The organism is Vreelandella venusta (assembly GCF_044809155.1).
Taxonomy (GTDB): domain Bacteria; phylum Pseudomonadota; class Gammaproteobacteria; order Pseudomonadales; family Halomonadaceae; genus Vreelandella; species Vreelandella venusta_B.
Genome location: NZ_CP085241.1, coordinates 998,140 through 1,024,045 on the forward strand (window position 1 = coordinate 998,140; position 25,906 = coordinate 1,024,045).

At 56.3% G+C, this 25,906-nt stretch carries 23 protein-coding genes and 2 tRNA genes; 10 read left to right on the forward strand and 15 right to left on the reverse strand.

What is annotated here, in order from left to right:
• Nucleotides 1–17: 17 nt before the first annotated feature.
• The 10 genes from LG301_RS04790 to LG301_RS04835 form a co-directional block, all read right to left on the reverse strand.
• Nucleotides 18–94, reverse strand: a tRNA-Met gene (locus LG301_RS04790).
• 71 nt (nt 95–165) lie between these two features.
• A complete protein-coding gene (mltF, locus tag LG301_RS04795; protein WP_404473903.1) occupies nt 166–1,584 on the reverse strand; it encodes a membrane-bound lytic murein transglycosylase MltF in 1,419 nt (472 codons plus the stop codon).
• Between the two features lie 115 nt (nt 1,585–1,699).
• Nucleotides 1,700–2,791, reverse strand: a complete 1,092-nt coding sequence (ychF, locus tag LG301_RS04800; RefSeq protein WP_263065465.1) for a redox-regulated ATPase YchF — start codon at nt 2,789–2,791, stop codon at nt 1,700–1,702.
• 72 nt (nt 2,792–2,863) lie between these two features.
• A complete protein-coding gene (gene pth / locus LG301_RS04805) occupies nt 2,864–3,445 on the reverse strand; it encodes an aminoacyl-tRNA hydrolase (protein WP_263065464.1) in 582 nt (193 codons plus the stop codon).
• 208 nt (nt 3,446–3,653) lie between these two features.
• Nucleotides 3,654–4,292 carry a 50S ribosomal protein L25/general stress protein Ctc gene (locus LG301_RS04810; protein WP_263065462.1) on the reverse strand — a complete coding sequence of 213 codons (639 nt, stop codon included), beginning with the start codon at nt 4,290–4,292 and terminating at the stop codon, nt 3,654–3,656.
• A 96-nt stretch (nt 4,293–4,388) separates the two neighbouring features.
• A complete protein-coding gene (locus tag LG301_RS04815) occupies nt 4,389–5,330 on the reverse strand; it encodes a ribose-phosphate pyrophosphokinase (protein ID WP_263065460.1) in 942 nt (313 codons plus the stop codon).
• Nucleotides 5,331–5,389: 59 nt separating this feature from the next.
• Nucleotides 5,390–5,464: transfer RNA gene (locus LG301_RS04820), tRNA-Gln, on the reverse strand.
• Between the two features lie 30 nt (nt 5,465–5,494).
• A complete protein-coding gene (gene ispE, locus LG301_RS04825; RefSeq protein WP_404473906.1) occupies nt 5,495–6,358 on the reverse strand; it encodes a 4-(cytidine 5'-diphospho)-2-C-methyl-D-erythritol kinase in 864 nt (287 codons plus the stop codon).
• Between the two features lie 76 nt (nt 6,359–6,434).
• A complete protein-coding gene (gene lolB, locus LG301_RS04830; protein ID WP_404473908.1) occupies nt 6,435–7,091 on the reverse strand; it encodes a lipoprotein insertase outer membrane protein LolB in 657 nt (218 codons plus the stop codon).
• Nucleotides 7,092–7,154: 63 nt separating this feature from the next.
• On the reverse strand, nt 7,155–8,930 hold the full coding sequence (locus LG301_RS04835) for a tetratricopeptide repeat protein (protein ID WP_404473910.1): 1,776 nt from the start codon (nt 8,928–8,930) through the stop codon (nt 7,155–7,157).
• A 224-nt stretch (nt 8,931–9,154) separates the two neighbouring features.
• Between LG301_RS04835 and hemA the strand changes: the two genes are divergently transcribed.
• From hemA to LG301_RS04860, 5 genes are read left to right on the forward strand one after another with little or no spacing between them, the layout of a single operon-like run.
• On the forward strand, nt 9,155–10,465 hold the full coding sequence (gene hemA / locus LG301_RS04840; RefSeq protein ID WP_404473912.1) for a glutamyl-tRNA reductase: 1,311 nt from the start codon (nt 9,155–9,157) through the stop codon (nt 10,463–10,465).
• The gene (gene prfA / locus LG301_RS04845; protein ID WP_263065452.1) at nt 10,462–11,550 is read left to right on the forward strand and encodes a peptide chain release factor 1; all 1,089 of its coding nucleotides are present in this window, start codon (nt 10,462–10,464) and stop codon (nt 11,548–11,550) included. The genes hemA and prfA overlap by 4 nt, the downstream gene beginning before the upstream one ends.
• Nucleotides 11,550–12,398 (forward strand): peptide chain release factor N(5)-glutamine methyltransferase, encoded by an 849-nt coding sequence (gene prmC, locus LG301_RS04850; protein ID WP_404473915.1) that lies wholly within the window; start codon nt 11,550–11,552, stop codon nt 12,396–12,398. The genes prfA and prmC overlap by 1 nt, the downstream gene beginning before the upstream one ends.
• A 30-nt stretch (nt 12,399–12,428) precedes the next feature.
• A complete protein-coding gene (locus LG301_RS04855; RefSeq protein ID WP_263065449.1) occupies nt 12,429–12,929 on the forward strand; it encodes an Lrp/AsnC ligand binding domain-containing protein in 501 nt (166 codons plus the stop codon).
• Nucleotides 12,930–12,933: 4 nt separating this feature from the next.
• A complete protein-coding gene (locus LG301_RS04860; RefSeq protein WP_263065448.1) occupies nt 12,934–13,689 on the forward strand; it encodes a molybdopterin-synthase adenylyltransferase MoeB in 756 nt (251 codons plus the stop codon).
• 121 nt (nt 13,690–13,810) lie between these two features.
• Here LG301_RS04860 and ahpF read toward each other — a convergent pair whose 3' ends face one another.
• Complete coding sequence (gene ahpF, locus LG301_RS04865) at nt 13,811–15,367, reverse strand: alkyl hydroperoxide reductase subunit F (protein WP_404473918.1); 1,557 nt, start codon at nt 15,365–15,367, stop codon at nt 13,811–13,813.
• A 206-nt stretch (nt 15,368–15,573) separates the two neighbouring features.
• Complete coding sequence (gene ahpC / locus LG301_RS04870) at nt 15,574–16,137, reverse strand: alkyl hydroperoxide reductase subunit C (protein WP_263065446.1); 564 nt, start codon at nt 16,135–16,137, stop codon at nt 15,574–15,576.
• 354 nt (nt 16,138–16,491) lie between these two features.
• Between ahpC and LG301_RS04875 the strand changes: the two genes are divergently transcribed.
• The 4 genes from LG301_RS04875 (at nt 16,492) to LG301_RS04890 (ending at nt 20,654) form a co-directional block, all read left to right on the forward strand.
• Nucleotides 16,492–17,595, forward strand: a complete 1,104-nt coding sequence (locus LG301_RS04875; protein WP_263065444.1) for a polyamine ABC transporter substrate-binding protein — start codon at nt 16,492–16,494, stop codon at nt 17,593–17,595.
• Between the two features lie 95 nt (nt 17,596–17,690).
• Nucleotides 17,691–18,872 carry an ABC transporter ATP-binding protein gene (locus LG301_RS04880; RefSeq protein ID WP_263065443.1) on the forward strand — a complete coding sequence of 394 codons (1,182 nt, stop codon included), beginning with the start codon at nt 17,691–17,693 and terminating at the stop codon, nt 18,870–18,872.
• A 31-nt stretch (nt 18,873–18,903) separates the two neighbouring features.
• On the forward strand, nt 18,904–19,815 hold the full coding sequence (locus tag LG301_RS04885; protein WP_404473921.1) for an ABC transporter permease subunit: 912 nt from the start codon (nt 18,904–18,906) through the stop codon (nt 19,813–19,815).
• The gene (locus LG301_RS04890) at nt 19,812–20,654 is read left to right on the forward strand and encodes an ABC transporter permease subunit (protein WP_404473923.1); all 843 of its coding nucleotides are present in this window, start codon (nt 19,812–19,814) and stop codon (nt 20,652–20,654) included. Before LG301_RS04885 ends, LG301_RS04890 begins: the two co-directional genes overlap by 4 nt.
• Before the next feature lie 45 nt (nt 20,655–20,699).
• On the opposite strand, the gene LG301_RS04895 is transcribed toward LG301_RS04890, so the two are convergent.
• Nucleotides 20,700–20,909, reverse strand: coding sequence for a CPXCG motif-containing cysteine-rich protein (locus LG301_RS04895; RefSeq protein ID WP_263065437.1), 210 nt, complete (start codon nt 20,907–20,909; stop codon nt 20,700–20,702).
• Nucleotides 20,910–21,073: 164 nt separating this feature from the next.
• Here LG301_RS04895 and LG301_RS04900 point away from each other — a divergent pair, with 164 nt between their 5' ends.
• Nucleotides 21,074–21,487 (forward strand): DUF3617 domain-containing protein, encoded by a 414-nt coding sequence (locus LG301_RS04900; RefSeq protein WP_404473925.1) that lies wholly within the window; start codon nt 21,074–21,076, stop codon nt 21,485–21,487.
• A gap of 70 nt (nt 21,488–21,557) precedes the next feature.
• Here LG301_RS04900 and LG301_RS04905 read toward each other — a convergent pair whose 3' ends face one another.
• Both LG301_RS04905 and LG301_RS04910 read right to left on the reverse strand, forming a co-directional pair.
• Entirely contained in the window at nt 21,558–24,698 is a 3,141-nt protein-coding gene (locus LG301_RS04905) for an efflux RND transporter permease subunit (RefSeq protein ID WP_404473927.1), read from the reverse strand.
• Complete coding sequence (locus LG301_RS04910; RefSeq protein ID WP_404473929.1) at nt 24,698–25,765, reverse strand: efflux RND transporter periplasmic adaptor subunit; 1,068 nt, start codon at nt 25,763–25,765, stop codon at nt 24,698–24,700. Before LG301_RS04910 ends, LG301_RS04905 begins: the two co-directional genes overlap by 1 nt.
• Nucleotides 25,766–25,906: the final 141 nt, after the last annotated feature.

Genomic DNA, 25,906 nt, shown 5'->3' on the forward strand with positions numbered 1-25,906 from the left:
CTGGCTTAATTCGGTATTGGTGGCTACGCCCTGATTTGAACAGGGGACCCCATCATTATGAGTGATGTGCTCTAACCAGCTGAGCTACGTAGCCATTCAACGGGGGCGAATGATACGCGGGCCCTCGCTGCCCGTCAAGTATTTGTTGTTCCAAACCGCAAGGCGTTATTCCTCTTCAAGCGGTGTCCACACGATTGCCGCGCTAATCACGTCCTGATAGTTGCGGATCCGCTGAACAAAATGCACGGGTTCATAGCCGCGCGCATAGCCATAACGGGTCTGTGGGTAATAGCGTTTGTCAGCCTTGAGTGGTAGTACCTCTTTCATATCTTCCCAGGAGTCTGGGTTTTTGCCTAGCTCCCGGGCCAGCTGCCGAGCATCGAGCACGTGGCCACGGCCAATGTTATAGCTCGCCAGTGCTAGGTAGGTGCGGTCCGGTTCGGGAAGGGAGTCAGGTAGACGCTGATGGCGGTCGGCGAGATAGCGTGCGCCCCCGTCGATAGCTGCTGCTGGGTTCAAGCGATTCTCGACGCCAAGGGATTCCGCAGTATTCTGGGTTAGCATCATGATGCCGCGCACGCCAGTGGGGGAAACGGCTTGAGGATCCCAGTGCGACTCTTGATAGGCCAGAGAGGCGAGCAGTTCTGCGGGCATGCCGGTTTCGGCTTCGGCTTCCAGGAACAAGTCAAGAAAGTGAGGCAAGCGCTCATCGATGCGTTCGTTGAGTGCGCGTAGGTCAACAAAGTCGAATTCACTGATATAGGCATAGTAACGCTGTGTGACTTCCTCGATGCTTTCTTGCCCCTCGGTGCTTTCCATCCACTGGTTGGCCATATTGGCAAGTGTCTGATGGTCTGGAGGCAGATACCAACCTAACCGATCGCCGCTGGTTAGATTCATGGCGACTTCCAGGTGGGGGAAGTGGCGCCGCACTACCCGAACAATATTGGAATCAGCCATGGTGCAGTCGATGCGTTTTTCAGCGACTTCGGTCAGTAGTATCTCAGTGGTACGCGGATCTTCTTCGAAAGTGATACCCGTATACTGGTTGACCAAACTTTGTAGCTTTTCTGCGTAGCTGGAATCTGCCGTGACCCGGATATCGACACCTGCCATTTCCTCTACTTGACGTGGTAGGGGGCGCATGTCGCGGTGGCAGACCAATTGCTCAACAATATCAGTATGGGTGGGGCCTCGCTGGAAGTATTCATCACGCGAAGGGAGGTGGGTAAGGCCTGCCGCGGCGAGATGAATGTTGCCTTCTCCCATGGCTTTAAGGACGTCGGAAGTGGAATCAAATAGCGTCCATTCAACCTGCCAGCGCTGTGATGCGGCGAAAGACTCGACTAGATCGTGCTCCGGCCCAGCCGGTGTATTGTCACGATCAACGTAATAAGTGGTGGCGCTGTTACGGGTAGCCACTTTGAGAGTCCCGCCCGGCTCGGGCGGTTCGCGTTGTGTGACCGGCGGCTCGCTGGGTCCGCAGCCCAAGAGCATGAGCAGCGGCAGTAGGCTGACTGTTAACTGGTAGGCGCGGGATAGAGAGATCATATCCCGGCCGCTAAGTGAGCGAGAGGGAGGCATGAAATAACCCTAGCAGGCTTTTGCGTTGCCAGGAAGGCAGTGCTTAAACGCTAGAAATGCCTAACGGTTACCGTAGCGAATCGCTCACTGCCCTTATGAGGAGGGGTTCTGCACGTTACACATTAAACCGGAAGTGGATAACATCTCCATCTTTCACGATGTACTCTTTGCCTTCTAAGCGCCACTTGCCTGCATCCTTGGCACCTTGCTCACCGCCAAGCGTGACGTAATCGTCATAGGCGATGACTTCAGCGCGAATAAAGCCTTTCTGGAAGTCGGTGTGAATAACCCCTGCCGCTTCAGGTGCGCTGGCGCCTTGTTTTACTGTCCAGGCGCGTACTTCTTTTACACCTGCGGTGAAATACGTTTGTAGGCCCAGCAATGCATAGCCTGCACGAATCACGCGATCAAGCCCCGGCTCTTCCATGCCCATTTCAGCTAGGAACATGCTGCGCTCTTCGTCATCCAGCTCGGCTATTTCGGCCTCAAGCTGGTTGCATACCGGTACCACGACGGCGCCTTCTTCAGCGGCAATTTCGTTGACGATATCCAGGTAAGGGTTGTCCTCAAAGCCATCTTCATTGACGTTGGCAATGTACATGGTGGGTTTGAGTGTCAAGAAGCCAAAGCTCTTCACTTGCTGCTTTTCATCGTCGGTGAGCTCGAAGCTACGCAGCGGCTGGCCTTCGGCGAGGTGGGGCTGAATTTTATCGAGCACGGCTTTGGTGGCCGTGGCGTCTTTATCTCCACCTTTTACAGCGCGCTGCAGGCGCTGGCTGGCTTTTTCGACGGTATCTAGGTCGGCCAGCGCTAGCTCAATATTGATCGTTTCAATGTCGGCACGGGGGTCGACCTGGTTGGCAACATGGATAACGTTATCGTTATCAAAGCAGCGCACCACGTGGGCGATCGCCTGTGTTTCGCGGATGTTAGCCAGGAATTTGTTACCTAAGCCTTCCCCTTTTGATGCGCCCGCGACGAGGCCGGCGATATCCACAAACTCCATCGTAGTGGGCAGTATTTTCTGCGGCTTGACGATCGCCGCCAGCGCGTCCAGACGCGGGTCGGGCATCGGGACGATACCCACGTTAGGTTCAATGGTGCAGAACGGGAAATTTTCCGCATCAATACCTGATTTTGTCAGCGCATTGAAAAGCGTGGATTTACCTACGTTGGGTAGGCCGACGATGCCGCAGTTAAAGCCCATAAATAATTTCCTGGCCGCTAGGGCAGCGCCATTAAAAAGGGCGCTTGCCGAAATTGAAAAAAGAGGGTGCTGCTATTTTACGCTATGTAGGCGGTTCATGGCTTTGGCCCATTCGCCTGTTAATGCAAAGGGTAGGGTGGCTTGGCACTCATCCAGAGCGTGCTCAATGGCGTTCAGCTCCGCTTTGCCTGGGCGTCCCAGCACATAGTTAGTAACCTGACGCGCTTCGCCGGGGTGTCCAATGCCAATGCGGACGCGGTGAAACTGATTTTGATTGCCTAACGCGCTGATAATGTCGCGCAGGCCATTGTGCCCCCCATGCCCGCCGCCGGTCTTATAGCGTGCCTGTCCTGGCGGGAGGTCTAGCTCGTCATGGGCGACCAGTAGATTCTCAGGCGTCAGTTTGAAGAACTGAGCAAGGGCCGCCACGGCAGCACCGCTGCGATTCATAAAGGTGGTGGGATTGAGAAGGTGAACATCCTGGTTGCCAATACGCGCTTTGGCATAGAGCCCTAAAAACTTCTTCTCAGGGCGAAGCTCCGTATGAGCGCTGCGTGCGATAGCGTCTACTAGCCAAAAACCAGCGTTGTGGCGCGTGGCGTCATACTCTGCACCGGGATTGCCCAGCCCGATAATGGCCGTTACCTGGCTCATTGTCCCACCTCCAAAACGTCTGGGAGAAATGTTGACTCGTGTCGGCGATAGTGCCCAGCGCAGCTGCGCTAGTTGGTAAGCTGCAAAAAAAATCAAGCGCCGAAGCGCTTGATTTTAACATCCTTAAGCTGCCAGGGCAGCTTAAGCTAAACGCTGCTGACGGGGCTTCGAGCGGAGCCCCATCAACGCAGCGCTAGCTTACCGGCACTTACTCAGCGCTGGACTCTTCTTCACCTTCTTCGCCTTCTTCGTCATCGCCGCCGCGTACTTTCACTTTGGTGATGCTCAGAACGGCGTTGTCGTGATCTTCACCGTGCGACAGGTCAACAGAGGTGACGCCAGCCGGTAGAGTAAGGTCAGACAGGTGCAGGGTGGTGCCCAGCTCAACGTTGCTGATGTCCACTTCCAGGAAGTCAGGAAGGTCTTTCGGCAAACAGCTGATCGCCACTTCGTTAGCCAGAACGTGCAGTTCACCGCCTTGGTCTTTGATGCCCACGCATTTCTCTTCGTTCACCACGTGCAGCGGCACGTTCATGGTGATTTCGTGAGTGGCGTCAACACGCAGGAAGTCGGCGTGGGTTAGCAGCGGCTTGAACGGGTGACGCTGCAGGTCACGAACAACCACTTGCTCTTCAGTTCCGTCGATGACCAGTTTGATAACGGAAGAGAAGAAGGACTCATCTTCAATCGCCTTGTAGAAAGCGGTTTTTTCTACAGAGATTGATTGAGCGCCTTTCTCGCCGCCGTAAACAACGGCCGGAACTTGTTGGTTCGCACGACGCAGGCGGCGGCTCGCACCTTTCCCCAGGTCGTTACGAACGCTGGCTTTCAGGATAAAATCAGACATGGAATTGCCTCTTAGTTTAAGTAAGGAAGCGCCGCTGACCGCGACCAGGCAGCGACGCTCCCAGGGCCCTTAGGTAAGGGCTATGTCGTCAGTCGCTTAATGGAACATCGCGCTGACAGATTCTTCGTTGCTTACCCGGCGGATCGCTTCCGCAATCAGGCCTGCAACGCTCAGTTGACGAATTTTTCCACTCCGACGTGCATAGTCAGAGAGTGGAATCGTGTCGGTCACGACAACTTCGTCCAGTACAGAGTTGGTAATATTGTCGACCGCAGGGCCAGACAAAATCGGGTGGGTCGCATAGGCCACAACGCGAGCAGCGCCATGGTCTTTTAACGCTTCACCGGCTTTGCATAGCGTGCCAGCCGTATCGATCATGTCATCGACAACCACACAGGTGCGGCCTTCAATTTCGCCGATGATATGCATGACCTGGGCTTGGTTAGCCTGAGGGCGACGTTTGTCAATAATGGCCAAGTCAGCGTTGAGCTGTTTTGCAATCGCGCGAGCACGTACAACGCCGCCCACATCGGGGGAAACGACAACCAGGTCGCTGTAGTTTTGGCGCTCGATGTCGTCAAGCAAAATGGGTGAGCCGTAGACGTTATCAACCGGCACGTCGAAGAAACCTTGGATTTGGTCAGCATGCAGGTCCATGGTCATAACGCGGTCAACGCCGGCTTTTACCATCATGTCAGCAACCACTTTTGCTGAGATGGGAACGCGGGCGGAGCGTACACGACGATCCTGACGAGCATAGCCAAAATAGGGAACTACCGCGGTAATACGAGCGGCTGAGGCGCGACGCAGGGCGTCCACCATCAGAATCAGTTCCATTAGGTTGTCATTCGTCGGTGCGCAGGTGGATTGAAGGATGAAAACATCCTTACCGCGCACGTTCTCATTGATCTCGACCGCGATTTCGCCGTCGCTGAACTGACCAACCGTCGCGTTACCCATACGGCTGTCCAAGCTCTCGGCAATCTTTTGAGCGAGTTCGGGATTGGCATTCCCGGTGAAGACCATCAATTTTGACACGCGCAGCCACCTTTGCAGTGTTGGGGATCAGGGGAGAAAACGCAGATCAACATCAGGGTTGGCTGGGGTACCAGGATTCGAACCTGGGAATGCCGATACCAAAAACCGGTGCCTTACCACTTGGCGATACCCCAGCAATAACCTAATGCGATGACCGGGCGCTTTCAGCAGCCCAGAGCATCTTGTAGGGGAGAGGTGTTGAGCCCGCGTGCTACCCATGCGTGCCAGTGTTGGCCGGTCAGTTCAGCGACGACAGCTTGAGCGGCTTGCTGTGAATCAAAAGCCGCAAACAAACAGGCGCCGGTACCGGTCAGCTGGCTAGGTGCATACTGCGCAAGCCAGTCAAGCGCTTCCGCAATGGGCGGGTAGCGTTTTTTGACGATGGCTTCACAGTCGTTACGCCACTCCGGCGCTCCCCCCTGCAATGCGCGCGCCATAGTAATGGGGTGGCTGTCGCGTGTCAATTCTGGGTCTTGAAAGACCTTACTGGTAGGCACGCTAACATGGGGGTGAATGACCACAAACCACGGGGTGTCTAAGGTAATGGGGGTTAGCTGTTCGCCCACGCCCTCCGCCCACGCGCTGCGGCCGTGAATAAACACGGGGACATCGGCACCTAGCGTTATTCCTAGCTCAGCCAGGGTGGTGTCGCTAAGCCCCAGCTGCCAGAGCCGGTTGAGCCCTTTGAGGACAGTGGCGGCGTTGGAGCTGCCGCCTCCCAGGCCGCCGCCCATGGGCAGGTGCTTTTCGATGGAGATAGTCGCCCCTAGGCGGGTGCCGCTGGCCTGCTGCAATAACGTAGCTGCCCTGACGATCAGGTTGTCATCGTGGGCGACGCCATCCATGGGCGTGATGAGTTCGATAACGCCATCTTGGCGAAGGGTGATGCTCAGGTAGTCGCAGAGGTCGATAATCTGAAACAGGGTTTGCAGCTCGTGGTAACCGTCTTGTCGACGACCCACAATATGCAGCATACGATTTAGCTTGGCCGGGGCGGGCAGGGTGAGTGTGCGGGGTGCTGCGGGCATGCCGTCTCTCTACTGGCTAAACATATGTAAATGTAAGAAAGAGGGCTGGCGTGTGCCGCCAGCCTTTCGCTTTCGGTTAGGAGGCTTGCCACTGGTTAACAACCAGAGTGATACGCACATCGCCGTAGTTCATGACTAAACGGCGCGGTAGCCACATGCCTTCTACCTGTTCCCAGTCGCGATAATTGATTTCCCAGCCGTCTTGCTGCAGGAAGTTGGGGAAGCCAAGTTCGTCGGTTTCAAGCTGGTAGCTTTCGTTGTCACCGGGTAGGCCGCGCACCCAGTCGGGCATGGCGCTTACCGGGAGTGACCACCCTAACTGTTCTTCCATTAAGGCTTCAGGAGTTTCTGCCTCAAAGCGGCCGTCGCTAGTGGAAAGCGAGAAGCGACCTTCGCGGCCTTCGAGCACGCTACGTCCACCGCCAAAGGGTCCGCTAATCAGCATGCGAAAATAGTGGGGGTGCTGGTTCCAATCTAGGTTGGCGCTGGTGTTTTCCTCGGGCGTCCTCAGTCCTGCTTTGCCGACCATTGTCCAGGTGTCAAACGCTTCAACATCGGCTTGCTGGCGCTCCCATTGGCCGGCTTGACGGCCGCTTTCATCGACCGGCGCTTGGCTGGCACAACCTGCAAGCGTCAGTAGTGCCATGCTGGTTAACCAAAGGCGAGCGGTACGCTTGGCCTTGAAAAAACAGGAAGTGCGTGAGCGTAAAGCGCCAAGATGTGTGGTCAACATAAACAAACTCCGTGTCAGTGTTGTGTGATAAAGGTGCGTGCAGCACGACGAATAAGGCAAGCGTTAGGGCGCTTCTATGGGCGTTAGTTCAGGATGGCGCTCAAGTAGCTCATCAATTTGTGGGTGTTGATCGGTGCGTTGGCGTATTTGCTGAATTAGGCGGCGTGCTTCATCACTGCGTCCGAGTGCGTGCAAAACCTCCGCGAGGTGGGCGGCGATCTCCTGGTCAGGCATTTGCGCGTAGGCACTTTCCAGCCAGGCAATCGCTTCTTCAGGCTGGCCAAGCCGAAAGTAGACCCACCCCATGCTATCCAGTATTGCGGGATTTTCCGGGTCGGCTTCGTAGGCGCGCTCTATGAGTTCGCGCGCTTCTACTAAGCGCCCTGGCACGTTAAGATCCGCGAGGGTATAGCCCAGCGCATTAAGTGCCATTGCGTCGTTTGGGTCGGTGCGCAAAATCTGGCGTAAATCCTGCTCCATGGCGGCAACGTCGCCCGCTTCCCAAAAGCGCATTGCGCGTAAATAGAGTAGCGTTGTGTCGTCTGGGGTGCGGGTTACCTCTCGGTTAAGCAGCTCGGTGGCCTCGTCCTCAAGCCCAAGTTCATCGAGAAGCTGCACTTCGAGCAGCACAAGATCACCGAAATAGTCATCGTGGCGCATCCGTTCAATGCGCAGTAGTGCGCGTGCATCCAGCAATCGATTGTCTTCTATCAACATGCGCGCCGCCGTTGCGCGCGCGGGCAGAAACTCATCGCCACTGCGCACCTGCCGGTAGTAGAGCAGGGCATCGTCAATTTCACCCTGAGACTGAGCAATGGCACCAAGTAAGTAGTAAGCAATATTGGGAACGGTGTCTTGGCCAATGAGTGGCTGGAGTAGCCGGTAGGCTGGCTCGCTGTGGCCCTCCTCCAGATATAGTTGGGCGAGCGCAATGCGCAGATCCTGATTGCCGCCGTGGTTTTCCAGTAGCGTGTTCGTTTGCTCTTCGGCAGCGGTAATGTTGTTTAGGCGAATTTCTGCTTGAGCCAGCATCAGCACAAAGCGGACATCATCAGGTGCGAGTTCAAGCCCAGCTTGGGCTGCTCGCTGTGCTGTTTGGTGATTGCCGGTTTCTAAGGCAAGGCGCGCCTTGGCAAGCCATAGCGGGGCGGAGGCGGGTTCTCGCTGGGCAACCTGTTCAAGGCGTTGCTGGGCTTGGTCTACGTCGCCAATAGCTGCTTCAATAAGCGCCGTGCCAAGCAGCACGTCGCTATGAAACTCAAGCTGATCGGCGTTGGGTTGCGCGAGGTGTGACCGCAGTGGCTGGATAAGTAGGTTTAGTGGGGCTTCTTCAGCAACGGCGATTTCAGCAAAGGCCGCGATTTCGCCATTGCCACCTGCTTGGGTGATAGTCAGACGCTGCTCTAGGCTGTCGTACCAGTCGCCGCGCTGTAACGAAAGGGTTGCCAGCAGGCGGTTAGGCGCTTCAGCCGTTGGAGAGAGCTCACGCCAGCGCAGTGCAGAGGCTTCTATTAACGCAATGTCGTTGCCAAATCGGGCGGCAAAGGTGGCGCGTTCAGCAAGCGCCGGTGCACTGTAGCGTTGGGCTGCTTCTAGGTAGCCTTGACTAGCGGTACGGTAATCACCTCGTTGGCCCGCAAATTCTGCGGTCAGCAGTGCGCGCAGCCCGGCTGCATCAAGTCCACGGGTAATAGGTGGCGCCGACTGCATGGGGTCGCTTGAATAGGTAGGTACCCCGTCCTCCGTATAAGAAGCTGAGGTTTGGCAGCCACTTAGTAAGAGTAGCGTGGTAACCAATGGCAGTGGGGTTAAACCCAGTAATGTGGCGCGAAGGGGCATGCGTCTCTCGATCAAGTGGCCGAGTGCTCAGCATAGCGGCTTGGTTGCCTGCGGCAAAGTGGTGTGGGCCAGAACATGCAGTGCTGTGATAGAATATTCTACCTTGAAAAAGAGTGGCGTTAGCGCAATTTCTTAACTGCGGCGCCTAATTGGCTTACTTAGCAAGCCCGAGACACATAGACGAGTGACGTGACGACCCATCTACTAGCAAAGACGCCTATCGAATGACGCTTCTTGCCCTGGGAATAAATCATCGTACGGCCAGTGTGGCCGTGCGCGAGCAGGTGGCTTTTACGCCGACGCAGCTGGAAAGCGCGTTGGCGGAACTGCGTAGCTTGCCACAAATCAACGAAGCAGCCGTGCTATCGACGTGCAACCGTACCGAGCTTTACTGCGTGACGGATGCCGCTGGTGAGCAGGTTGTGCTGGATTGGCTTGGGCGTTTCCATAACTTGCGTGTCGAAGATCTTTCCCGATGTGCCTACCACTATCTAGACAACGATGCTGCCCGCCATTTAATGCGTGTCGCTGTTGGTCTGGATTCTATGGTGCTGGGTGAGCCGCAAATTCTCGGGCAGTTAAAAGAGGCCTATCAGCAAGCGCGTCAAGCCAAAGGCTTGGGCGGCGAGCTGGAGCGCCTTTTTCAGCACACGTTTGCCGTCGCTAAGCAGGTGCGTACAGAAACGGGTATTGGTAAAAATCCGGTGTCGGTGGCTTATGCCGCCGTCAGTATGGCTAGCCGAATTTTTGATGACTTTAGCCGTGCCCGTGCGCTGCTCATTGGCGCCGGAGAGACCATCGAGCTGGTGGCGCGCCATCTTCATGAAGCGGGCGTGCGCCAGTTAACGGTGGCAAACCGCACCCGTGAACGCGCTGAGCAGGTCTCTTCGCCGCTAGGTGGCACGGCGATTACGCTGTCTGAAATTCCCGATGCCCTTGAGTTTGCCGATATTGTCATCTCCTCTACCGCATCACCGCTGCCTATTTTGGGCAAAGGAATGGTCGAGCGAGCGCTGAAAAAGCGCCGCCATCGCCCGGTTTTCATGGTGGATATCGCCGTGCCACGCGATATCGAACCGGAAGTGGGTGAGCTAGCGGATGTATTTCTCTACACCGTTGATGACTTGGAAGAGGTGATCGAAGAGAACCGACGCCATCGACAAGTAGCCGCCGACCAAGCTGAATCACTGATTGAGCATGGGGTTGGTCATTGGCTACACGAGCGCCGTATTCGCAAAGGCGGTGAGCTGATTCGCGACTACCGCCGTCACGGTGAGGCAATACGCGACCACTCGCGGGAACAAGCGCTTGAGCGCTTGGCGCGCGGAGAAGACCCCGCGAAAGTTATTGAGCGTATGGCACATCAATTAGCGAATCGCTTGATGCATCACCCAACGCTAGCGCTACGCGAAGCAGCCTCCCAGGAAAACCACGAATTGCTGAACGCCGTGCCGCACTTGCTGCTACCTACTAAGCCTGCCTTTGAGCAGCCTGCTCGCCCGGTAAAACGCCAGAAGGATGATACACCCGCATGAAAGAGACTTTGCGCCAACGCTTAGATAGTTTTACCGACCGCTTTGAAGAGCTGGCAATGCTGTTGTCTGATCCTGAGGTGATTAACAACCAGCAACGTTTCCGTGACTACTCCCGTGAATATGCTGAGCTGGAAGAACTGGTGGCGACTTGGCAGCGTTATCGTGAGGTTGAAGTCAGTATTGACGAGGCGGAACAGCTCAGCCGCGATAGCGATCCGGAAATGCGTGAGCTGGCGGAGCTGGAAATCACCGAGGGGCGCGAGCAGTTGGAGGCGCTTGATAGTGAGCTCAAGCGTCTACTGATTCCGAAAGACCCAGACGACGGTCGCGGCGTGTTTTTAGAAGTGCGGGCAGGTACCGGTGGCGATGAAGCGGCTATCTTTGCGGGCGATCTTTTCCGCATGTACTCCCGCTATGCGGAAAAGCGCGGCTGGCGAGTTGAGGTGGTGAGTGCCAACCACGGTGAGCATGGGGGGTATAAAGAAGTCATCTCCCGAGTCAAAGGCGATGGCGTCTACGCACGGCTGAAATTTGAATCGGGCGCGCATCGGGTGCAGCGGGTACCGGCCACTGAGTCCCAGGGGCGCATTCATACCTCGGCCTGTACCGTCGCAGTGATGCCGGAAGTGGATGACGTGGGTGACATTGACATTAATCCGTCCGATTTGCGCGTGGATACCTACCGTTCAAGCGGGGCAGGTGGCCAGCACGTTAACACCACCGACTCCGCGATTCGCATTACCCACCTACCTTCCGGCGTGGTAGTAGAATGCCAGGAGGAGCGCAGCCAGCACAAAAACCGCGCTAAAGCGATGTCGCTGCTGGCCGCCAAGCTCAAGCGCAATGCGGTGGACTCCCAGCGCCAGGAGCAGGCCGATGCCCGCCGCTCCTTGGTAGGCTCTGGGGATCGTAGCGAGCGTATTCGTACTTATAACTTTCCCCAGGGGCGCATTACCGATCACCGCATCAACCTGACGCTTTACAAGCTGACCGAAGTGGTGAGCGGCGAACAGCTTGATGAGGTGATTGAGCCGCTGATCCACGAGTATCAGGCGGAACAGCTCTCGGCACTGCAGGACGCTTAATGACGTTCGACGCCTTGTTGAATAACGCCGCTCAGCGGCTGCAGCTGGCCGGTTCACCATCGCCTCGATTAGATGCTGAAGTGCTGATGGAATTCGCCACTGGTCACGGCCGCACGTGGCTTTATACCTGGGGCGACAGGGAATGCCCTACCTGGGAGAATGCACGCTTTGAGGCACTCATTGCCGCTCGCGCCCAGGGCCAGCCGGTGGCCTATTTAACCGGTGTAAGGGAGTTTTGGGGACTGCCGCTAGCCACGTCCCCCACCACGCTGATTCCTCGACCTGATACTGAAACGTTAGTAGAAGCCGCCTTGGCGCGGGCGCAAACATCGACGGGCAGGCTGCTCGACTTAGGCACGGGAACAGGTGCCATCGCGCTGGCATTTGCCAGTGAAAAGCCTGGCTGGAAGGTGGTCGGGGCAGATATACGACCGGAAGCGGTGGCGCTGGCGACCCAAAATGCAGGTTCACTCAACATCACAAACGCCACTTTTCTGGTGAGCGACTGGTTTAGCGCTTTGGCGCTCCCTGCGTCTGCTGCCACGTTTGACATCATTGTGAGTAACCCGCCTTATATTGCAGCTGATGACCCGCACTTAGCCCAGGGTGATGTCCGCTTTGAGCCACGTTCGGCGCTGGTAGCGGCGGCTGACGGCATGGCAGATCTGCTGCACGTGATTACAACAGCAAAAGCCTATCTCACACCCGGCGGCTGGCTGGCGCTAGAGCACGGTTATCAACAGGCTCCCAGCGTGCGTCAAGCACTCAAGCAAGCGGGCTATCAAAGCGTTGAAAGCGTGCAAGACATCGGCGGCCATGAACGGGTTACCCTGGGGCATTTCAAATAACTGCCTGATTTATAAGTATTGGATCCTGCTATGAAACCTAAAAATAGAACGCTGGACCGTATCGATCTTAAAATTTTGCGCTGTCTGCAGGAAAATGCGCGCATTTCCTACGTCGATTTAGCATCTGAAGTTGGCTTATCCACAACCCCTTGCTTAGAGCGCGTTAAACGTCTGGAGCGAGCGGGGATTATTCGCGGTTATCAAGCGATTCTCGATCCGCGTGCGTTGAAGGCTAACCTTTTGGTATTTGTCGAAATTAGTCTGGAAACGCAGTCGCCTGCCGTTTTTGACGAGTTCCGCCGCGCGGTAGAGACACTCCCACAGATTCAGGAGTGCCATTTGGTCTCTGGGCAATTTGATTACATTTTGAAGTGTCGCATTCCTGAAATGGCGGCTTACCGTCAGCTGTTGGGCGATGTGGTGCTGACCCTGCCCGGCGTGAAAGAGTCAAAAAGCTACGTGGTGATGGAAGAAGTGAAAGAGAGCTTCAGCCTGCACGTTCCCGACTTCGAGGAATTTGAGGATAAGTAAGCCGATGATGGATGATCAGGCGCTGCTGCGCTATAGCCGCCAAATTATGTTGCCTGAAGTGGATATTGACGGACAGGAGCGCCTGCGAAGCGCCCATGTGCTGATTATCGGCGCGGGTGGCCTGGGGTCGCCTGCAGCACTCTATTTAGCGGCAGCGGGCATTGGGCGTATTACCATTGCGGATGCAGATGAGGTGGAGCTTTCTAACCTGCAGCGGCAAATCGCTCACCAGCAGGCAAGCATCGGCGTAAACAAAGCGTGTTCAGCAAAAGCCAGTATGGAAGCGTTGAACCCTGACTGCCAGGTAGTGGCGGTGGAACAGCATGCCGTAGGCGAGCCGTTACAGGCCCTTGTAGCGTCGGCAGACGCCGTGCTGGACTGCACTGATCGTTTTTCGAGCCGCTACGCGATTAATGCTGCCGCACAGCAAGCAGGCGTACCGCTGATTTCTGGTGCGGCGATTCGCTTTTCGGGCCAGCTGGCGGTATTTGACCCCCGCGACGCAGAGAGCCCTTGTTATGCTTGCCTTTACCCCCCGGATGATAGCGATGACGAAGCCCTTAGCTGTGCTGAAAGCGGTGTCATGGCACCCTTGGTAGGGCTAATCGGCTGCTTTCAGGCGGTTGAGGCGTTCAAGCTGCTCAGCGGCGCGGGGACACCGCATCAAGGCTTATCCACGTTCGATGGCTTGAGCGGTCAGTGGCGCCATTTTCAAGTGCCCAGAGATCCTGCTTGCCCGGTGTGTTGCGCTCGTTCATGACGTCTCCGTACAAAACCTACAGCTAAAAAAACGCCCGCTAAGCACGTTAGCGGGCGCGACGTCACGGTCTTGTACGTCAAAAGGAACGATCCAGAGGGGCATAGGCTGCCCCTCCGGCTAGTTAATTACGAATCAGATAGTCGAAAGCGCCTAGCGAGGCTTTGGCACCTTCACCCATGGCAATAATGATCTGTTTGTAGGGCACGGTGGTGACATCGCCTGCGGCAAACACGCCGGGCACTGAAGTCATGCCGTGGGCATCGACAATGATCTCGCCACGGGGCGACATTTCAATCGGCGAGCCTTTCAGCCACTCGGTGTTGGGCACCAGGCCAATCTGTACAAAGATGCCTTCCAACGCGATGTTTTTAATCTCATCGGTGTTGCGGTCTTTGTAGGTCAGGCCGTTAACGCGGCTGCCGTCGCCGGTCACTTCCGTGGTTTGGGCATTCAGCACGATGTCGACGTTGGGCAGGCTTTTCAGCTTCTTCTGCAGCACCGCGTCGGCGCGCATTTCACCCATGAACTCAACCAGCGTGACGTGGCCGACGATGCCCGCCAGGTCGATAGCCGCTTCAACGCCGGAGTTGCCGCCACCAATCACCGCAACGCGCTTGCCTTTAAACAGCGGGCCGTCGCAGTGGGGGCAGTAGGCAACGCCCTTGTTGCGGTACTGCTGCTCGCCGGGCACGTTCATCTCACGCCAGCGGGCACCGGTGGCCAGTACCAGAGTTTTGCTCTTCAGCTTCGCGCCAGACTCAAACGTCACTTCGTGCAGGCCGCCTTCGGCTTCCGCTGCTTTGAACGTTGTGGCGCGCTGCAGGTTCATCACGTCGACTTCGTACTCTTTGACGTGCTCTTCAAGGGCGCTGACAAGCTTAGGGCCTTCGGTATGAGACACGGAGATAAAGTTCTCGATGCCCATGGTGTCGGCTACCTGGCCGCCAAAGCGCTCGGCGGCAACGCCGGTGTTGATGCCTTTACGGGCAGAGTAGATAGCGGCTGACGCGCCTGCCGGGCCACCACCAATCACCAGCGTATCGAAGGCGGCTTTTTCGCTCAGCTTCTTCGCTTCGCGCTCGGCAGCGCCGGTATCCACTTTGGCCAGAATCTGCTCAAGGGTCATACGGCCTTGATCAAACGGCTTGCCGTTGAGGTAGATGCTGGGAACCGACATAATTTCGCGCGATTCAACTTCATCCTGGAAAAGCGCGCCGTCGATGGCCACGTGGCGCACGTTGGGGTTGAAGATCGCCATCAGGTTTAACGCCTGCACGACATCCGGACAGTTCTGGCAGGAGAGCGAGTAGTAGGTCTCGAACAGCATCTCGCCGTCGAGGCCTTTAATTTGATCCAGCAGCTCTTGAGAGGTCTTGGGCGGATGGCCACCCACTTGCAGCAGCGCCAGTACCAGCGAGGTGAACTCGTGGCCCATGGGGATGCCTGCAAACACCACGCCGGTCTCTTCGCCGGGGCGGTTAATCGCAAACGACGGGGTGCGGCTGTCTTGCCCGTCGCTATGCAGGGTAATTTTATCGGTGAGGCTGCTGATATCTTCCAGCAGGCCCAGCAATTCACGTGACTTGGCACCGTCATCGAGGGACGCAACGATCTCGAGCGGTTGAGTCACTTTTTCCAGGTAAGCTTTCAACTGATTTTTTAAATTGGCGTCCAGCATGACAGTGGCTTCCTCGCAGTCAGCAGTAGATAGTTCTCAACCTAAAACGCTGCCGTCAATCGATGGATAGACAGCTAGGCGCTAGGGAAAACGGTAACAATGACATCGGTGCTTAAACGAAACACCCGGGCAAAAGCCCGGGTGTCAGGCTGTCTAATGGGTTAAATCGCTGTTGATTTAACTCAAGCGCGACAGCGGTAGGCGGTTTAAATTTTGCCTACTAGATCCAGAGACGGGGCAAGGGTCTCTTCGCCTTCTTTCCACTTAGCCGGGCACACTTCGTTCGGATTTTCACGAACGTACTGAGCAGCCTTTACTTTACGCAGCAGTTCTTCAGCATTACGGCCGATGTTGCCTGCGTTGATTTCAACGATCTGGATTTTGCCATCCGGATCAACAACGAACGTGCCGCGCTCAGCCAAACCGGCTTCTTCGATCAGAACTTCGAAGTTGCGAGAAATTTGCAGAGTCGGGTCAGCAATCATCGGGTACTGCAGTTTACCGATGGTTTCAGAGCTGTCGTGCCACGCTTTGTGCGTGAAGTGGGTGTCGGTAGATACGCTGTAGATTTCAACACCCAGCTTTTTAAATTCAGCGTAGTTGTCGGCCAGGTCGCCAAGTTCGGTCGGGCAGACAAAGGTAAAGTCAGCCGGGTAGAAGAAGAAAATAGACCACTGACCTTTCATATCTGCTTCAGTAACGTCGATAAATTCGCCGTTCAAGTAAGCAGTCGCTTTAAACGGTTTTACTTCAGTGTTGATCAAAGACATTTATAACATCTCCATAAAAGGTGAATGGCAGTGGAAAAAGTTACAACAAATGGTATCAAGGTACGACTAATAGCTAAAATTGAAAAAATGAATCTTTCCAATAGGGCATTACTATCGTCGGGTTTTGCCATCTGTCGCGAAACCTGAAGTGGGGGCACTATATGCCTAATACAAGAATTTTTAAGTTACTCTTGCGGTAGACGTCACTGCACCGCAAAATTCGCACGGCTGCGATAATCGCCTACGCTGTTTTCAGCTGGACGGGATTGGCACACTGAGTCATCCGTTAGCAGGCAGCCGTATACTGAACGTGGGCTGTGGGTGATGTGGACTTTACATTTAAGGAGTAGGTAAATGGGGAACATCCAAAAACTTTCAGGGGCCGTTACGGCCATCTCTTTTGCCGTAGCGGCCGCTGCTGCCCACGCTGATGAAGTGCGGGTATATAACTGGTCAGACTATATTGCTCCGGAAACGCTGGAGAAGTTTACCGAGCGCACCGGTATAGAAGTGACCTATGATGTTTATGATAGCAACGAAATTCTTGACGCAGCGCTGCTGTCCGGCCGTTCTGGCTACGACGTAGTGGTGCCCTCTACCTATTACTTTACCCGCCAATTAAGGGCAGGCGTGTTTCAGGCGCTGGATCATGAGCTGCTGCCTAATCTGGATAACCTTAACCCGGAGCTGATGGCTAACCTTGAAACCATCGATCAGGGTAGCGAGTACTCGGTTCCCTATATGTGGGGCACCAACGGCATTGGCTATAACGTTGAGCGAGTGACCGAAATTCTTGGTGACGACGCACCGTTAAATAGCTGGGCGCTGCTGTTTGACCCGGAGATTACCACCCAGTTGAGTGAAGCGGGCTGCGGCCTGGCGATGCTCGATTCTGGCGACGAAATGCTGTCGCCCGCGATGGTGTATCTCGGTTTGAACCCTCTTGATGAGAGCGTTGAAGATATCGAAGCCGCCGGTGAACTGATTGCCAGCGTGCGCGATAACATTACCTACTTCCACTCTTCGCGCTATGTCTCTGACCTCGCCAATGGTGATATTTGTGTCGCCGCAGGTTACTCAGGCGATATCTTCCAGGCCGCTGCGCGTGCCGAGGAAGCGGGCCGCGACTTCACCATTGGGTACAGCATCCCAAAAGAGGGCGCAGCACTTTGGTTTGATATGATGGCGGTGCCGGCGGATGCCCCGAACCCCGAAAACGCTCACGCGTTCATCAATTTCATCCTCGACCCTGAAATTGCCGCTGAAATCAGCGAATACGTGCGTTACGCTAATCCGAACCTGGCGGCAAACGAATACCTTTCCGATGAGCTGCTCAATGATCCGGCTATCTACCCAGAGACCGAGGTGATGCAGAATCTGTATGTCCAAGTGGAAAAGCCCCAGGATATTCTGCGTGCCCGTACGCGTACCTGGAACCGCGTCAAATCTGGACGTTAATACCAATCATCGTCTGACGGCGAGCCGGGCTGATGCCCGGCTCGCTGTTTGTCTTTTATCGCCCGAATAATCGGGCCTTTTGATGGGAGTGGCGAATGGTCACTACGCCCCTGTCGAACGATGCTTCCTCCTCTTCGTCTGCAGCTATCCCGCCGGCACGTGCCCAGGGGAAGGCGCCTCGATTTGCTGAGGATATCGTTTTAGAGGTTAAGCGTTTAAGCAAGCGTTTTGATGATGCGCTTGCCGTGGATGACGTGAATTTACAGGTAAAGCGCGGGGAGATTTTTGCCTTGCTCGGCGGCTCTGGCTCGGGTAAGTCGACGCTGCTGCGCATGCTGGCCGGGTTCGAAACGCCCAGCGAAGGGCGCATATTGCTAAGTGGCGAAAACATTACCGAAATGCCGCCGCATAAACGCCCCATCAACATGATGTTTCAGTCGTATGCGCTTTTTCCGCATATGACCGTGGCCCAGAACATTGCCTTCGGCTTGAAGCAGGACAAGCTGCCGAAAGCTGAAATCGACGCGCGGGTTGCCCAGATGCTCAAGCTAGTGCACATGGAGCGCTTCGCCAAACGTAAACCCCACCAGCTCTCCGGCGGTCAGCGCCAGCGTGTGGCCTTGGCGCGCTCGCTCGCTAAGCGCCCCAAGCTGTTATTGCTGGATGAACCCATGGGCGCGCTGGATAAAAAGCTGCGCACGGAAATGCAGCTGGAAGTGGTCGAGATCATCGAGCAGGTAGGCGTCACCTGCATCATGGTGACTCACGATCAGGAAGAGGCCATGACCATGGCGGATCGCGTGGCGATCATGGCCGATGGCTGGATTGAGCAGGTGGGCTCGCCAGTCGATATCTACGAAAGCCCTGCCAGCCGCATGGTGGCCGAATTTGTGGGCACGGTGAACCTGTTTGAAGGCGAAATCATCGAAGATGCCGCCGACCACTGCCGTATTGAATCACCGGCGCTGTCGCGGCCGATCTACATCGACCACGGTATCACCACCCAAGCGGTCGACCGCCGCGTGTGGGCGGCACTGCGCCCTGAAAAGATCTGGCTTACCCGCGAACAGCCGACGTCTGAATATAACTGGGAAGCGGGTAAGGTCGATGATATCGCCTACTTGGGCGGCTATTCACTTTACTACGTGCGCACTGCCTCAGGAAAAATGATCAAGGTGAGCATGGCCAACACCGAGCGTCGCGGCGACCGCCCCACCTGGGAGGATAGCGTGTACGTTTATTGGGAAGACCATAGCGCTATCGTGCTGAACCGCTAATGCCCAGGTGGCTGAAAGGAGATTGCCTATTATGATGCCATCTCGCATTGCAGGCGTGATCAAGCGGATGCAGCTAGGCCGGCGCGCTGTGATTGCGTTTCCGCTGGTGTGGCTCACGCTGTTTTTCCTGCTCCCGTTTGCGCTGGTGCTGAAAATCAGCCTGTCTGAGTCAGCGATTGCCATACCGCCCTATGGGCCGCTGGTGGAGTACGTCGACCAAACGCTGAACATCTTTTTGAATCTGGGCAACTATCTGTTTTTGTTGTCCGATTCACTCTATGTGGCGGCGTACTGGGGGTCGATTAAAACGGCGTTTGTCGCAACGGCAGTGTGTTTGCTGATTGGCTATCCCATGGCGTATGCCATGGCCCGTGCGCCGGGGCGTTGGCAGCTGATTTTACTGCTGTTAGTTATGCTGCCTTCGTGGACGTCGTTTCTGATTCGGGTATACGCCTGGATGGGGATTCTCAGCAATAGCGGTCTGATCAATAACCTGCTGATGGGGCTGGGCGTTATCGACTCACCGCTGCGGATGATGAATACCCAGTTCTCGGTCATTGTGGGGATCGTCTACGCCTACCTGCCGTTTATGGTGCTGCCGCTGTATGCCCATCTGACGCGGTTGGATAATTCGCTTTTAGAGGCGGCATCGGATCTCGGGTCACGCAAGCTCAATACATTCTTGAAAGTCACGCTGCCGCTCTCCATGGGGGGCATCATCGCAGGTTCGATGCTGGTGTTTATTCCGGCGGTCGGGGAGTTTGTGATTCCTGAGCTGCTGGGCGGCCCCGATACCTTGATGATTGGTAAAGTGCTGTGGGAAGAGTTTTTCCTCAATCGCGATTGGCCCGTGGCCTCGGCGCTTGCCATGGTCATGCTGCTGCTGTTGCTTGTCCCCATTGTGTGGTTCCACCGCTACCAGTCACGGGAGCTTGAAGAATGATGAGATCGCGTCGACGCCCAAGTTTTACCACCGTGATGCTGGTGTTGGGGCTTCTGTTTCTGTACCTGCCCATGGTGGTGCTGGTGGTGTATTCGTTCAACGAATCTCGACTGGTAACGGTATGGGCCGGGTTCTCCACCCAGTGGTACGGCGAGCTGTTCCGTGATCAGCAGATTTTATCCGCGGTATGGACCAGCCTGGAGATTGCTTTCTTTGCCGCCAGCATGGCGGTGTGCCTGGGTACGGTGGCTGCGTTTGTTATGACGCGCTATGGTCATTTCCGCGGCAAAACTGCGCTCTCGAGCATGGTGACGGCACCGCTGGTCATGCCGGAAGTGATCACCGGCCTTTCGCTGCTGCTGCTGTTTGTGCAAATGGCGCAGCTGATCGGCTGGCCCGCCGACCGCGGCATGGCCACCATTTGGATTGCCCACACCACGTTCTGTAGCGCCTACGTGGCGGTGGTAGTCGCCGCGCGTTTGCGTGAAGTGGACCGCTCTATTGAAGAGGCGGCGATGGATTTAGGCTCACCGCCGGTCAAGACCTTCTTCTTTGTGACGCTGCCGGTGATTGCGCCTGCGTTGGCTGCCGGTTGGCTACTGGCGTTTACGCTATCGCTGGATGATCTGGTGATCGCCAGCTTTGTCTCTGGGCCGGGAGCCAACACGTTGCCGATGGTGGTGTTCTCATCGGTGCGCATGGGTGTGTCGCCCAAAATCAACGCGCTGGCGACGCTGATCATTTTGACGGTGTCGTTAGCCACGCTGCTGGCATGGTACTTCATGCGCCGTGGCGAAGCTAAGCGCCAGGCGGCGATGCAGCAAGGCGAGGGTGCTTAAGCGTTGAGCTTGTGCTCATAGGGCTTATGCTGATAGTGCTTTTGCTTAGAGTACGTCGTCATCACGCCCGGTGGTGACGGCGTCTAGCTCACCGGTTATCGGCGACACAATGACCTGAAGCTGAATGGGCGCGCAGCACTGGTGGCAATCTTCCCAAGTGTCGTGGCTGCCTTGGGAAGTGTCGATCACAAAGGTGAGCGGCGTGTCACAGTAAGGGCAGTGAAAGTCGTGATTAACTAAGGCGTCGTCTTGCATGATGTTTGCCCTTTTAAGCGTGACACTTGGTGTCATGATAAGCATGATGGTTTCCTAGTGTAGCAGTGCTACTTGTAAGCAGGCACCTGATAAGCGAATCAGGTAGGATATTGGCGGGTTTTCCCGAATCACCTAGCGAGATAACAGCGATGATGAAACGATACATGGCAGTTGCGGCCCTAGCGGCCTTCCCGATGGTCGCCCAGGCAGATACACCCAACGTAACGCCCGGCGAGTGGGAATTCGTCAGCGTAACCAGCGTCAGCGGCGATATGCAGATTCCCGATCAAACGGAAACCGAGCGCCAGTGCATTACCCAGGAAGAGCTGGATGGCGCTGAGTTTGGTTTTATTGAAGAGGAAGAGGGCTGCGAACTGCTTGACCAGGATATGAATGCTGATGGCCTCTCCTACAGCATGGTATGCCGCGCTGAAGGTGGTGAAGCCACCATCGACGGCGAAATGCGCTTTATGGGTGAGCAGATCGAAGGTACCGTGGATATTTTTACCCAGTCGCCCATGGGTGAGCTGACCATGAATACCGCGATTGAAGGCGAGCGTATCGGCGACTGCGAATAAGCATAGCCTGTTGGATGTTGAAATAATAAGGGCGCCTCTTGGGCGCCCTTGGCGTTCTCTGATGGCTAACTTATCGCTCTGGCGACTCCAGCGGCGTGTGGTGAGCCGTAGGCGCGTTGGCGATCTCCTCTTCGAGCTGGCGCTTCACCGCCCCAGGTGAACCGGAATAGCGGGCCAGCAGGTCGTAGGCGACCGGTACCACAAACAGCGTGAAGATCGTTGCCGCACCGACCCCGGCTATAATGACCGTGCCAATCACCAACCGCGACTCCGCCCCTGGCCCGCTGGAGATAATCAGAGGAATGGCGCCGGCCATGGTGGTCACGGCGGTCATCAAAATAGGCCGCAGACGGGTGACTGATGCCTCAATCAGCGCCGAGCGAAACGCTTGGCCTTCATCGCGCAGTTGGTTGGCGAATTCGACGATTAAAATACCGTTTTTCGCCGCCAAACCAATCAGCAGTACTAAGCCTACCTGGCTGTAGATATTCAGCGACTGGCCGCTGAGCAGCAGCGCGAGCAGCGCACCGCTCATCGCCAGAGGCACCGTAAGCATAATCACAAGCGGGTGAATCAGGCTTTCAAACTGCGCCGCGAGTACCAAGAAGACGACCACTGCGCCAAGAATCAGCAGGAACATGGTAGCGCCGCTTGCCTCCTGGAAATCTCGGGATGGCCCCGCCACGTTGGTTTGTACCTCTTCCGGCAAAATGGTATCAGCGGTGTCTTGAAGGTAGGCCAGCGCTTCGCCCAGGGGGTAGCCATCGGCGAGGTTAGCTTCAATGGTAATCGCACGCACGCGGTCAAAACGATTCAGCGTGCTGGCGCCGGCAAAATCAGACAGCGTGACCAGGCTTGCCAGCGGAATGAGTTCGCCGGTGCGCGCCGAGCGTACCTGGATATTATCCAGCGCGCGCGGGCTGTTTTGGCGGCTGCGGTCACCCTCAACAATGACGTCGTACTCTTCACCGTTATCCACATAGCGGGTGACGTTACGGCCTCCCAGCAGCACTTCCAGCGTGCGCCCTATCTCCGTCACGGTAACCCCTAAGGAGGCGGCGCGCTCATAATCGATATCGACGCGCAGCTGGGGCTGGGTTTCGTCGTAATTGCTTTCGATGGCCGTTAGGCGTGGGTTGTTTTCCCGCACATGGTTGATGAGCTGGTCGCGCCAGCGGTCGAGATCTTCATAAGTACCGCCTCCCAATACAAATTGCACCGGTTTTTGGGTACGCTGCCCGAACCCCTGGCGCATCACCGGAAAGGCCTGAACGCCAGGCAGCGTGCGGAGCTGCTGGCGCACATCGGCCATGATCTCCCAAGCGCTGCGGCGGCTGCCCCAGTCCGCCATATTGACGATGATGAAGCCACTGTTGAAGTTTTCGATATTGCCAAAGCCGCGCGGGGCGCGCACCACGACGCGCTCCAGCTCACCGCTCTCTACAAAGGGCGTGAGCCGCCCTTCGATCTCATCCATATAGTCCATCATGTAGTCAAAGGTAGCGCCCTCAGGCCCGTTGACCAGCACGATGAAGTTGCCGCGATCTTCCTGCGGGGTGTATTCGTTGGGCAGTGCCGAGGCGAGCCACGCCGTCCCGGCAATCAGTAAAGCAAACAGCGCCACCACCAGCCACTTAGCTGCCAGCACGGCTTCAAGTGCTCGCTGGTAGCGGCGTTTAGTGCCGTCCAACAGCCACTGCACACCTTGGCCAATACGGCTGTCGTGCATGCCGGGCTTGAGAATTTTAGACGCCATCATCGGCGTTAGGGTCAGTGCGAGTAGGGTAGAGACAATCACTGCCGCCGCCATGGTGAGGGCGAATTCAGAGAATAGCCGGCCAATATCGCCCTGTAGCATGCTCAGCGGCAGAAATACCGCAACCAAGACGAGGGTGGTGGCAATCACCGCAAAGGCAATCTGCCGCGTGCCGCGAAAGGCTGCTACGAGCGGCGTCTCGCCATAATCGTGCATGCGCCGATTGATGTTTTCGAGCACCACAATGGCGTCGTCAACGATCAGCCCGATGGCCAGTACCAGTGCGAGCAGCGTGAGCAGGTTGATGGAGAAATTCATCACCGCCAACGCCGTAAAGGCGCCAATCACGGCAATGGGTACCGTCACGGCAGGCACAAGGGTGGTGCGAAGGTTGCCAAGGAACAGGAAAATGACCACTACCACGAGCCCCATGGCGATAAACAGCGTCATCACGACCTGTTCAATGGCACCCGATACGAACACCGAGGCATCATAATTCAGGGCAAGCGACATGCCGTCCGGCAGGGTGCCTTGAAGTCGCTCAAGCTCTTGCTTCACCGCATCAGAAAGCTCGATCACGTTGGCGGTGGACTGCATGATCATGCCAAGCCCCACCATGGGTACACCGTTGGCACGGAACACTGAGCGGTTCTCCACCGAGCCTACTTCCACGCGCGCCACGTCAGAGAGGCGGACTAGGTAACCGTCGCTGCTTTGGGACAGGGCTAAGCGCTGAAAGTCATCGGCGGTGGTGAAGCTGCGCGGTAGGCGGACAATGAACTGGCGGTCGTCGGACTCAATCGAGCCTGCCGGCAGCTCAACGTTTTCGGTGCGTAGGGCGTCTTCGACATCGCCCACGGTGAGACCGCGGGCGGCCAAGGCGTTACGGTCCAGCCAGATGCGCATGGCGTAATCCTGGCCGCCGCCCACGCGAACCCTAGCCACACCTGGCTGAACAGAGAGGCTATCGACGAGAAAGCGGTTAGCGTAATCGGTGAGCTCAGCAATCGAGTAGTCTGCCCCCGATAAGCTTAACCACATGACGATCTCTTCACTGCTATCGGCTTTAGTGACTTCGGGGTTGTCTGCGTCGTCTGGCAAGTTGCGCAGCGCGCCTGAAATGCGGTCGCGGATATCGTTGGCAGCAGCGTCGATATCCATAGTGATGGCAAACTCGATCTCAATCTGCGAGCGGCCATCTTCGCTTTGCGAGGTGATCAGCTCAATGCCTTCCACCCCTGCAATGCGGTCTTCCAACACTTGGGTAATGCGTGTTTCTACTACGCTGGCGGAGGCGCCGGGGTAGCGGGTATCAATACTAACGATGGGCGGGTCGACCGTGGGGTACTCTTGCAGCGGCAAGCGGTTAAGGGCCAGCAGGCCAAAGGCGATGATCAGCGCCGCGATGACCATGGCAAGCACGGGCCGTTGAACGGAAATATCGGATAAGCGCATTAGCGGTCAGCCTCCAACAGCGAGCGAATGTCCGTGCTGTCGTCCGCAATGCCTAGTAAGCGCACTTCCTGACCCTCACGGGCCAGCTGGAGGCCATGGATCACCACCACGTCGCCTTCACGGATACCCTCAAGCACTTCCACCTCGCCACTGCGTCGCTCGCCAATGGCGACCTCTTGGCGCTCCAAGCGTGGGGTATCCTCCTGCTGTTGAATGAGCATCACAAAGTGACGGTTGCCGCTGGGTTGAATCGCGGCTTCGGGAAGTACGAGCGTCTCGCGCACGCGCTGCTGCACGATCACTTCCATCAGCATGCCGGGCCGCAGCTTTACGTCTGGATTCGCCAGTTCGGCGCGCACGCTCACGCTGCGGGAAACGGGGTCGATGCGAGTGCCAATGCTGGAAATCTCGCCGCGAAATATCTCCTCCGGGTACGCCGCCGTGGTGGCGCTTAGGCTGAGTCCGGCAGACAGGCGGCCTAAAAACACGTCGGGCACAGTGAAGTCGAGCTTCATGATATCGAGCTTGTCGAGTGTGACTAGCTCCATGCCCGGGGTGACAAGCGTACCTATGCTTACGTTACGAAAGCCCACCCGGCCGCTAAACGGAGCATGTAAACGGTAGTTTTCAAGCCGCGCTTCCAGCGCTTGGGCATCCGCCTGTGCTTGACGCAGCCGGGATTGCGTATCTTCTACGTCGGCTCTTGCCGCTAGGTTGCGCTGCTGTAATTGCGAGGCGCGGCCCGAGGCATTGCGGCGCTCATCGGTAATCGCCTGGGCGGCTCTCAGCAGCGCCTGCTCTTCGGCATCTTCAAGGCGGATCAGTAAACGGCCACGCTCAACCTGCTCACCATCCTCGAAGTTGATCTCTGCGATAGTGTCGGTCACCGTGGCGGAGAGCGTCACGCTCTCATCGGCGCTTAGCGTACCTAGTGCTTCTAGTGGGTCGGACCAGGTCTGCGACGTGACCTCATAACCGATCACCGGCGGCTGGGATTGGGCACTGGCTGCCGCGGCCCATCCAAGCAGTAACAAGAAGCACCAAACAGGGCGTTTTACAGCAATCATAGGTATCTCTGTGTTATTAAATAGGCGTCGCCGTGTTTCGTACACAGCGGTGTTGAGCAAGTGGGCGATTATCTTATGCATCTCTTGTACATGAGTTTTTAAAATGTACAGTAGTTTGGCGCTGCTTACCTGTTAAAATGC

What these genes read in the sequence shown, in the direction of transcription:
- mltF (WP_404473903.1), bottom strand. Translation starts at nt 1,584, where the DNA reads ATGCCTCCCTCTCGCTCACTTAGCGGCCGGGATATGATCTCTCTATCC.
- ychF (WP_263065465.1), bottom strand. Translation starts at nt 2,791, where the DNA reads ATGGGCTTTAACTGCGGCATCGTCGGCCTACCCAACGTAGGTAAATCC.
- pth (WP_263065464.1), bottom strand. Translation starts at nt 3,445, where the DNA reads ATGAGCCAGGTAACGGCCATTATCGGGCTGGGCAATCCCGGTGCAGAG.
- LG301_RS04810 (WP_263065462.1), bottom strand. Translation starts at nt 4,292, where the DNA reads ATGTCTGATTTTATCCTGAAAGCCAGCGTTCGTAACGACCTGGGGAAA.
- ispE (WP_404473906.1), bottom strand. Translation starts at nt 6,358, where the DNA reads ATGCCCGCAGCACCCCGCACACTCACCCTGCCCGCCCCGGCCAAGCTA.
- lolB (WP_404473908.1), bottom strand. Translation starts at nt 7,091, where the DNA reads ATGTTGACCACACATCTTGGCGCTTTACGCTCACGCACTTCCTGTTTT.
- LG301_RS04835 (WP_404473910.1), bottom strand. Translation starts at nt 8,930, where the DNA reads ATGCCCCTTCGCGCCACATTACTGGGTTTAACCCCACTGCCATTGGTT.
- hemA (WP_404473912.1), top strand. Translation starts at nt 9,155, where the DNA reads ATGACGCTTCTTGCCCTGGGAATAAATCATCGTACGGCCAGTGTGGCC.
- prfA (WP_263065452.1), top strand. Translation starts at nt 10,462, where the DNA reads ATGAAAGAGACTTTGCGCCAACGCTTAGATAGTTTTACCGACCGCTTT.
- prmC (WP_404473915.1), top strand. Translation starts at nt 11,550, where the DNA reads ATGACGTTCGACGCCTTGTTGAATAACGCCGCTCAGCGGCTGCAGCTG.
- LG301_RS04855 (WP_263065449.1), top strand. Translation starts at nt 12,429, where the DNA reads ATGAAACCTAAAAATAGAACGCTGGACCGTATCGATCTTAAAATTTTG.
- LG301_RS04860 (WP_263065448.1), top strand. Translation starts at nt 12,934, where the DNA reads ATGATGGATGATCAGGCGCTGCTGCGCTATAGCCGCCAAATTATGTTG.
- ahpF (WP_404473918.1), bottom strand. Translation starts at nt 15,367, where the DNA reads ATGCTGGACGCCAATTTAAAAAATCAGTTGAAAGCTTACCTGGAAAAA.
- ahpC (WP_263065446.1), bottom strand. Translation starts at nt 16,137, where the DNA reads ATGTCTTTGATCAACACTGAAGTAAAACCGTTTAAAGCGACTGCTTAC.
- LG301_RS04875 (WP_263065444.1), top strand. Translation starts at nt 16,492, where the DNA reads ATGGGGAACATCCAAAAACTTTCAGGGGCCGTTACGGCCATCTCTTTT.
- LG301_RS04880 (WP_263065443.1), top strand. Translation starts at nt 17,691, where the DNA reads ATGGTCACTACGCCCCTGTCGAACGATGCTTCCTCCTCTTCGTCTGCA.
- LG301_RS04885 (WP_404473921.1), top strand. Translation starts at nt 18,904, where the DNA reads ATGATGCCATCTCGCATTGCAGGCGTGATCAAGCGGATGCAGCTAGGC.
- LG301_RS04890 (WP_404473923.1), top strand. Translation starts at nt 19,812, where the DNA reads ATGATGAGATCGCGTCGACGCCCAAGTTTTACCACCGTGATGCTGGTG.
- LG301_RS04895 (WP_263065437.1), bottom strand. Translation starts at nt 20,909, where the DNA reads ATGCAAGACGACGCCTTAGTTAATCACGACTTTCACTGCCCTTACTGT.
- LG301_RS04900 (WP_404473925.1), top strand. Translation starts at nt 21,074, where the DNA reads ATGGCAGTTGCGGCCCTAGCGGCCTTCCCGATGGTCGCCCAGGCAGAT.
- LG301_RS04905 (WP_404473927.1), bottom strand. Translation starts at nt 24,698, where the DNA reads ATGCGCTTATCCGATATTTCCGTTCAACGGCCCGTGCTTGCCATGGTC.
- LG301_RS04910 (WP_404473929.1), bottom strand. Translation starts at nt 25,765, where the DNA reads ATGATTGCTGTAAAACGCCCTGTTTGGTGCTTCTTGTTACTGCTTGGA.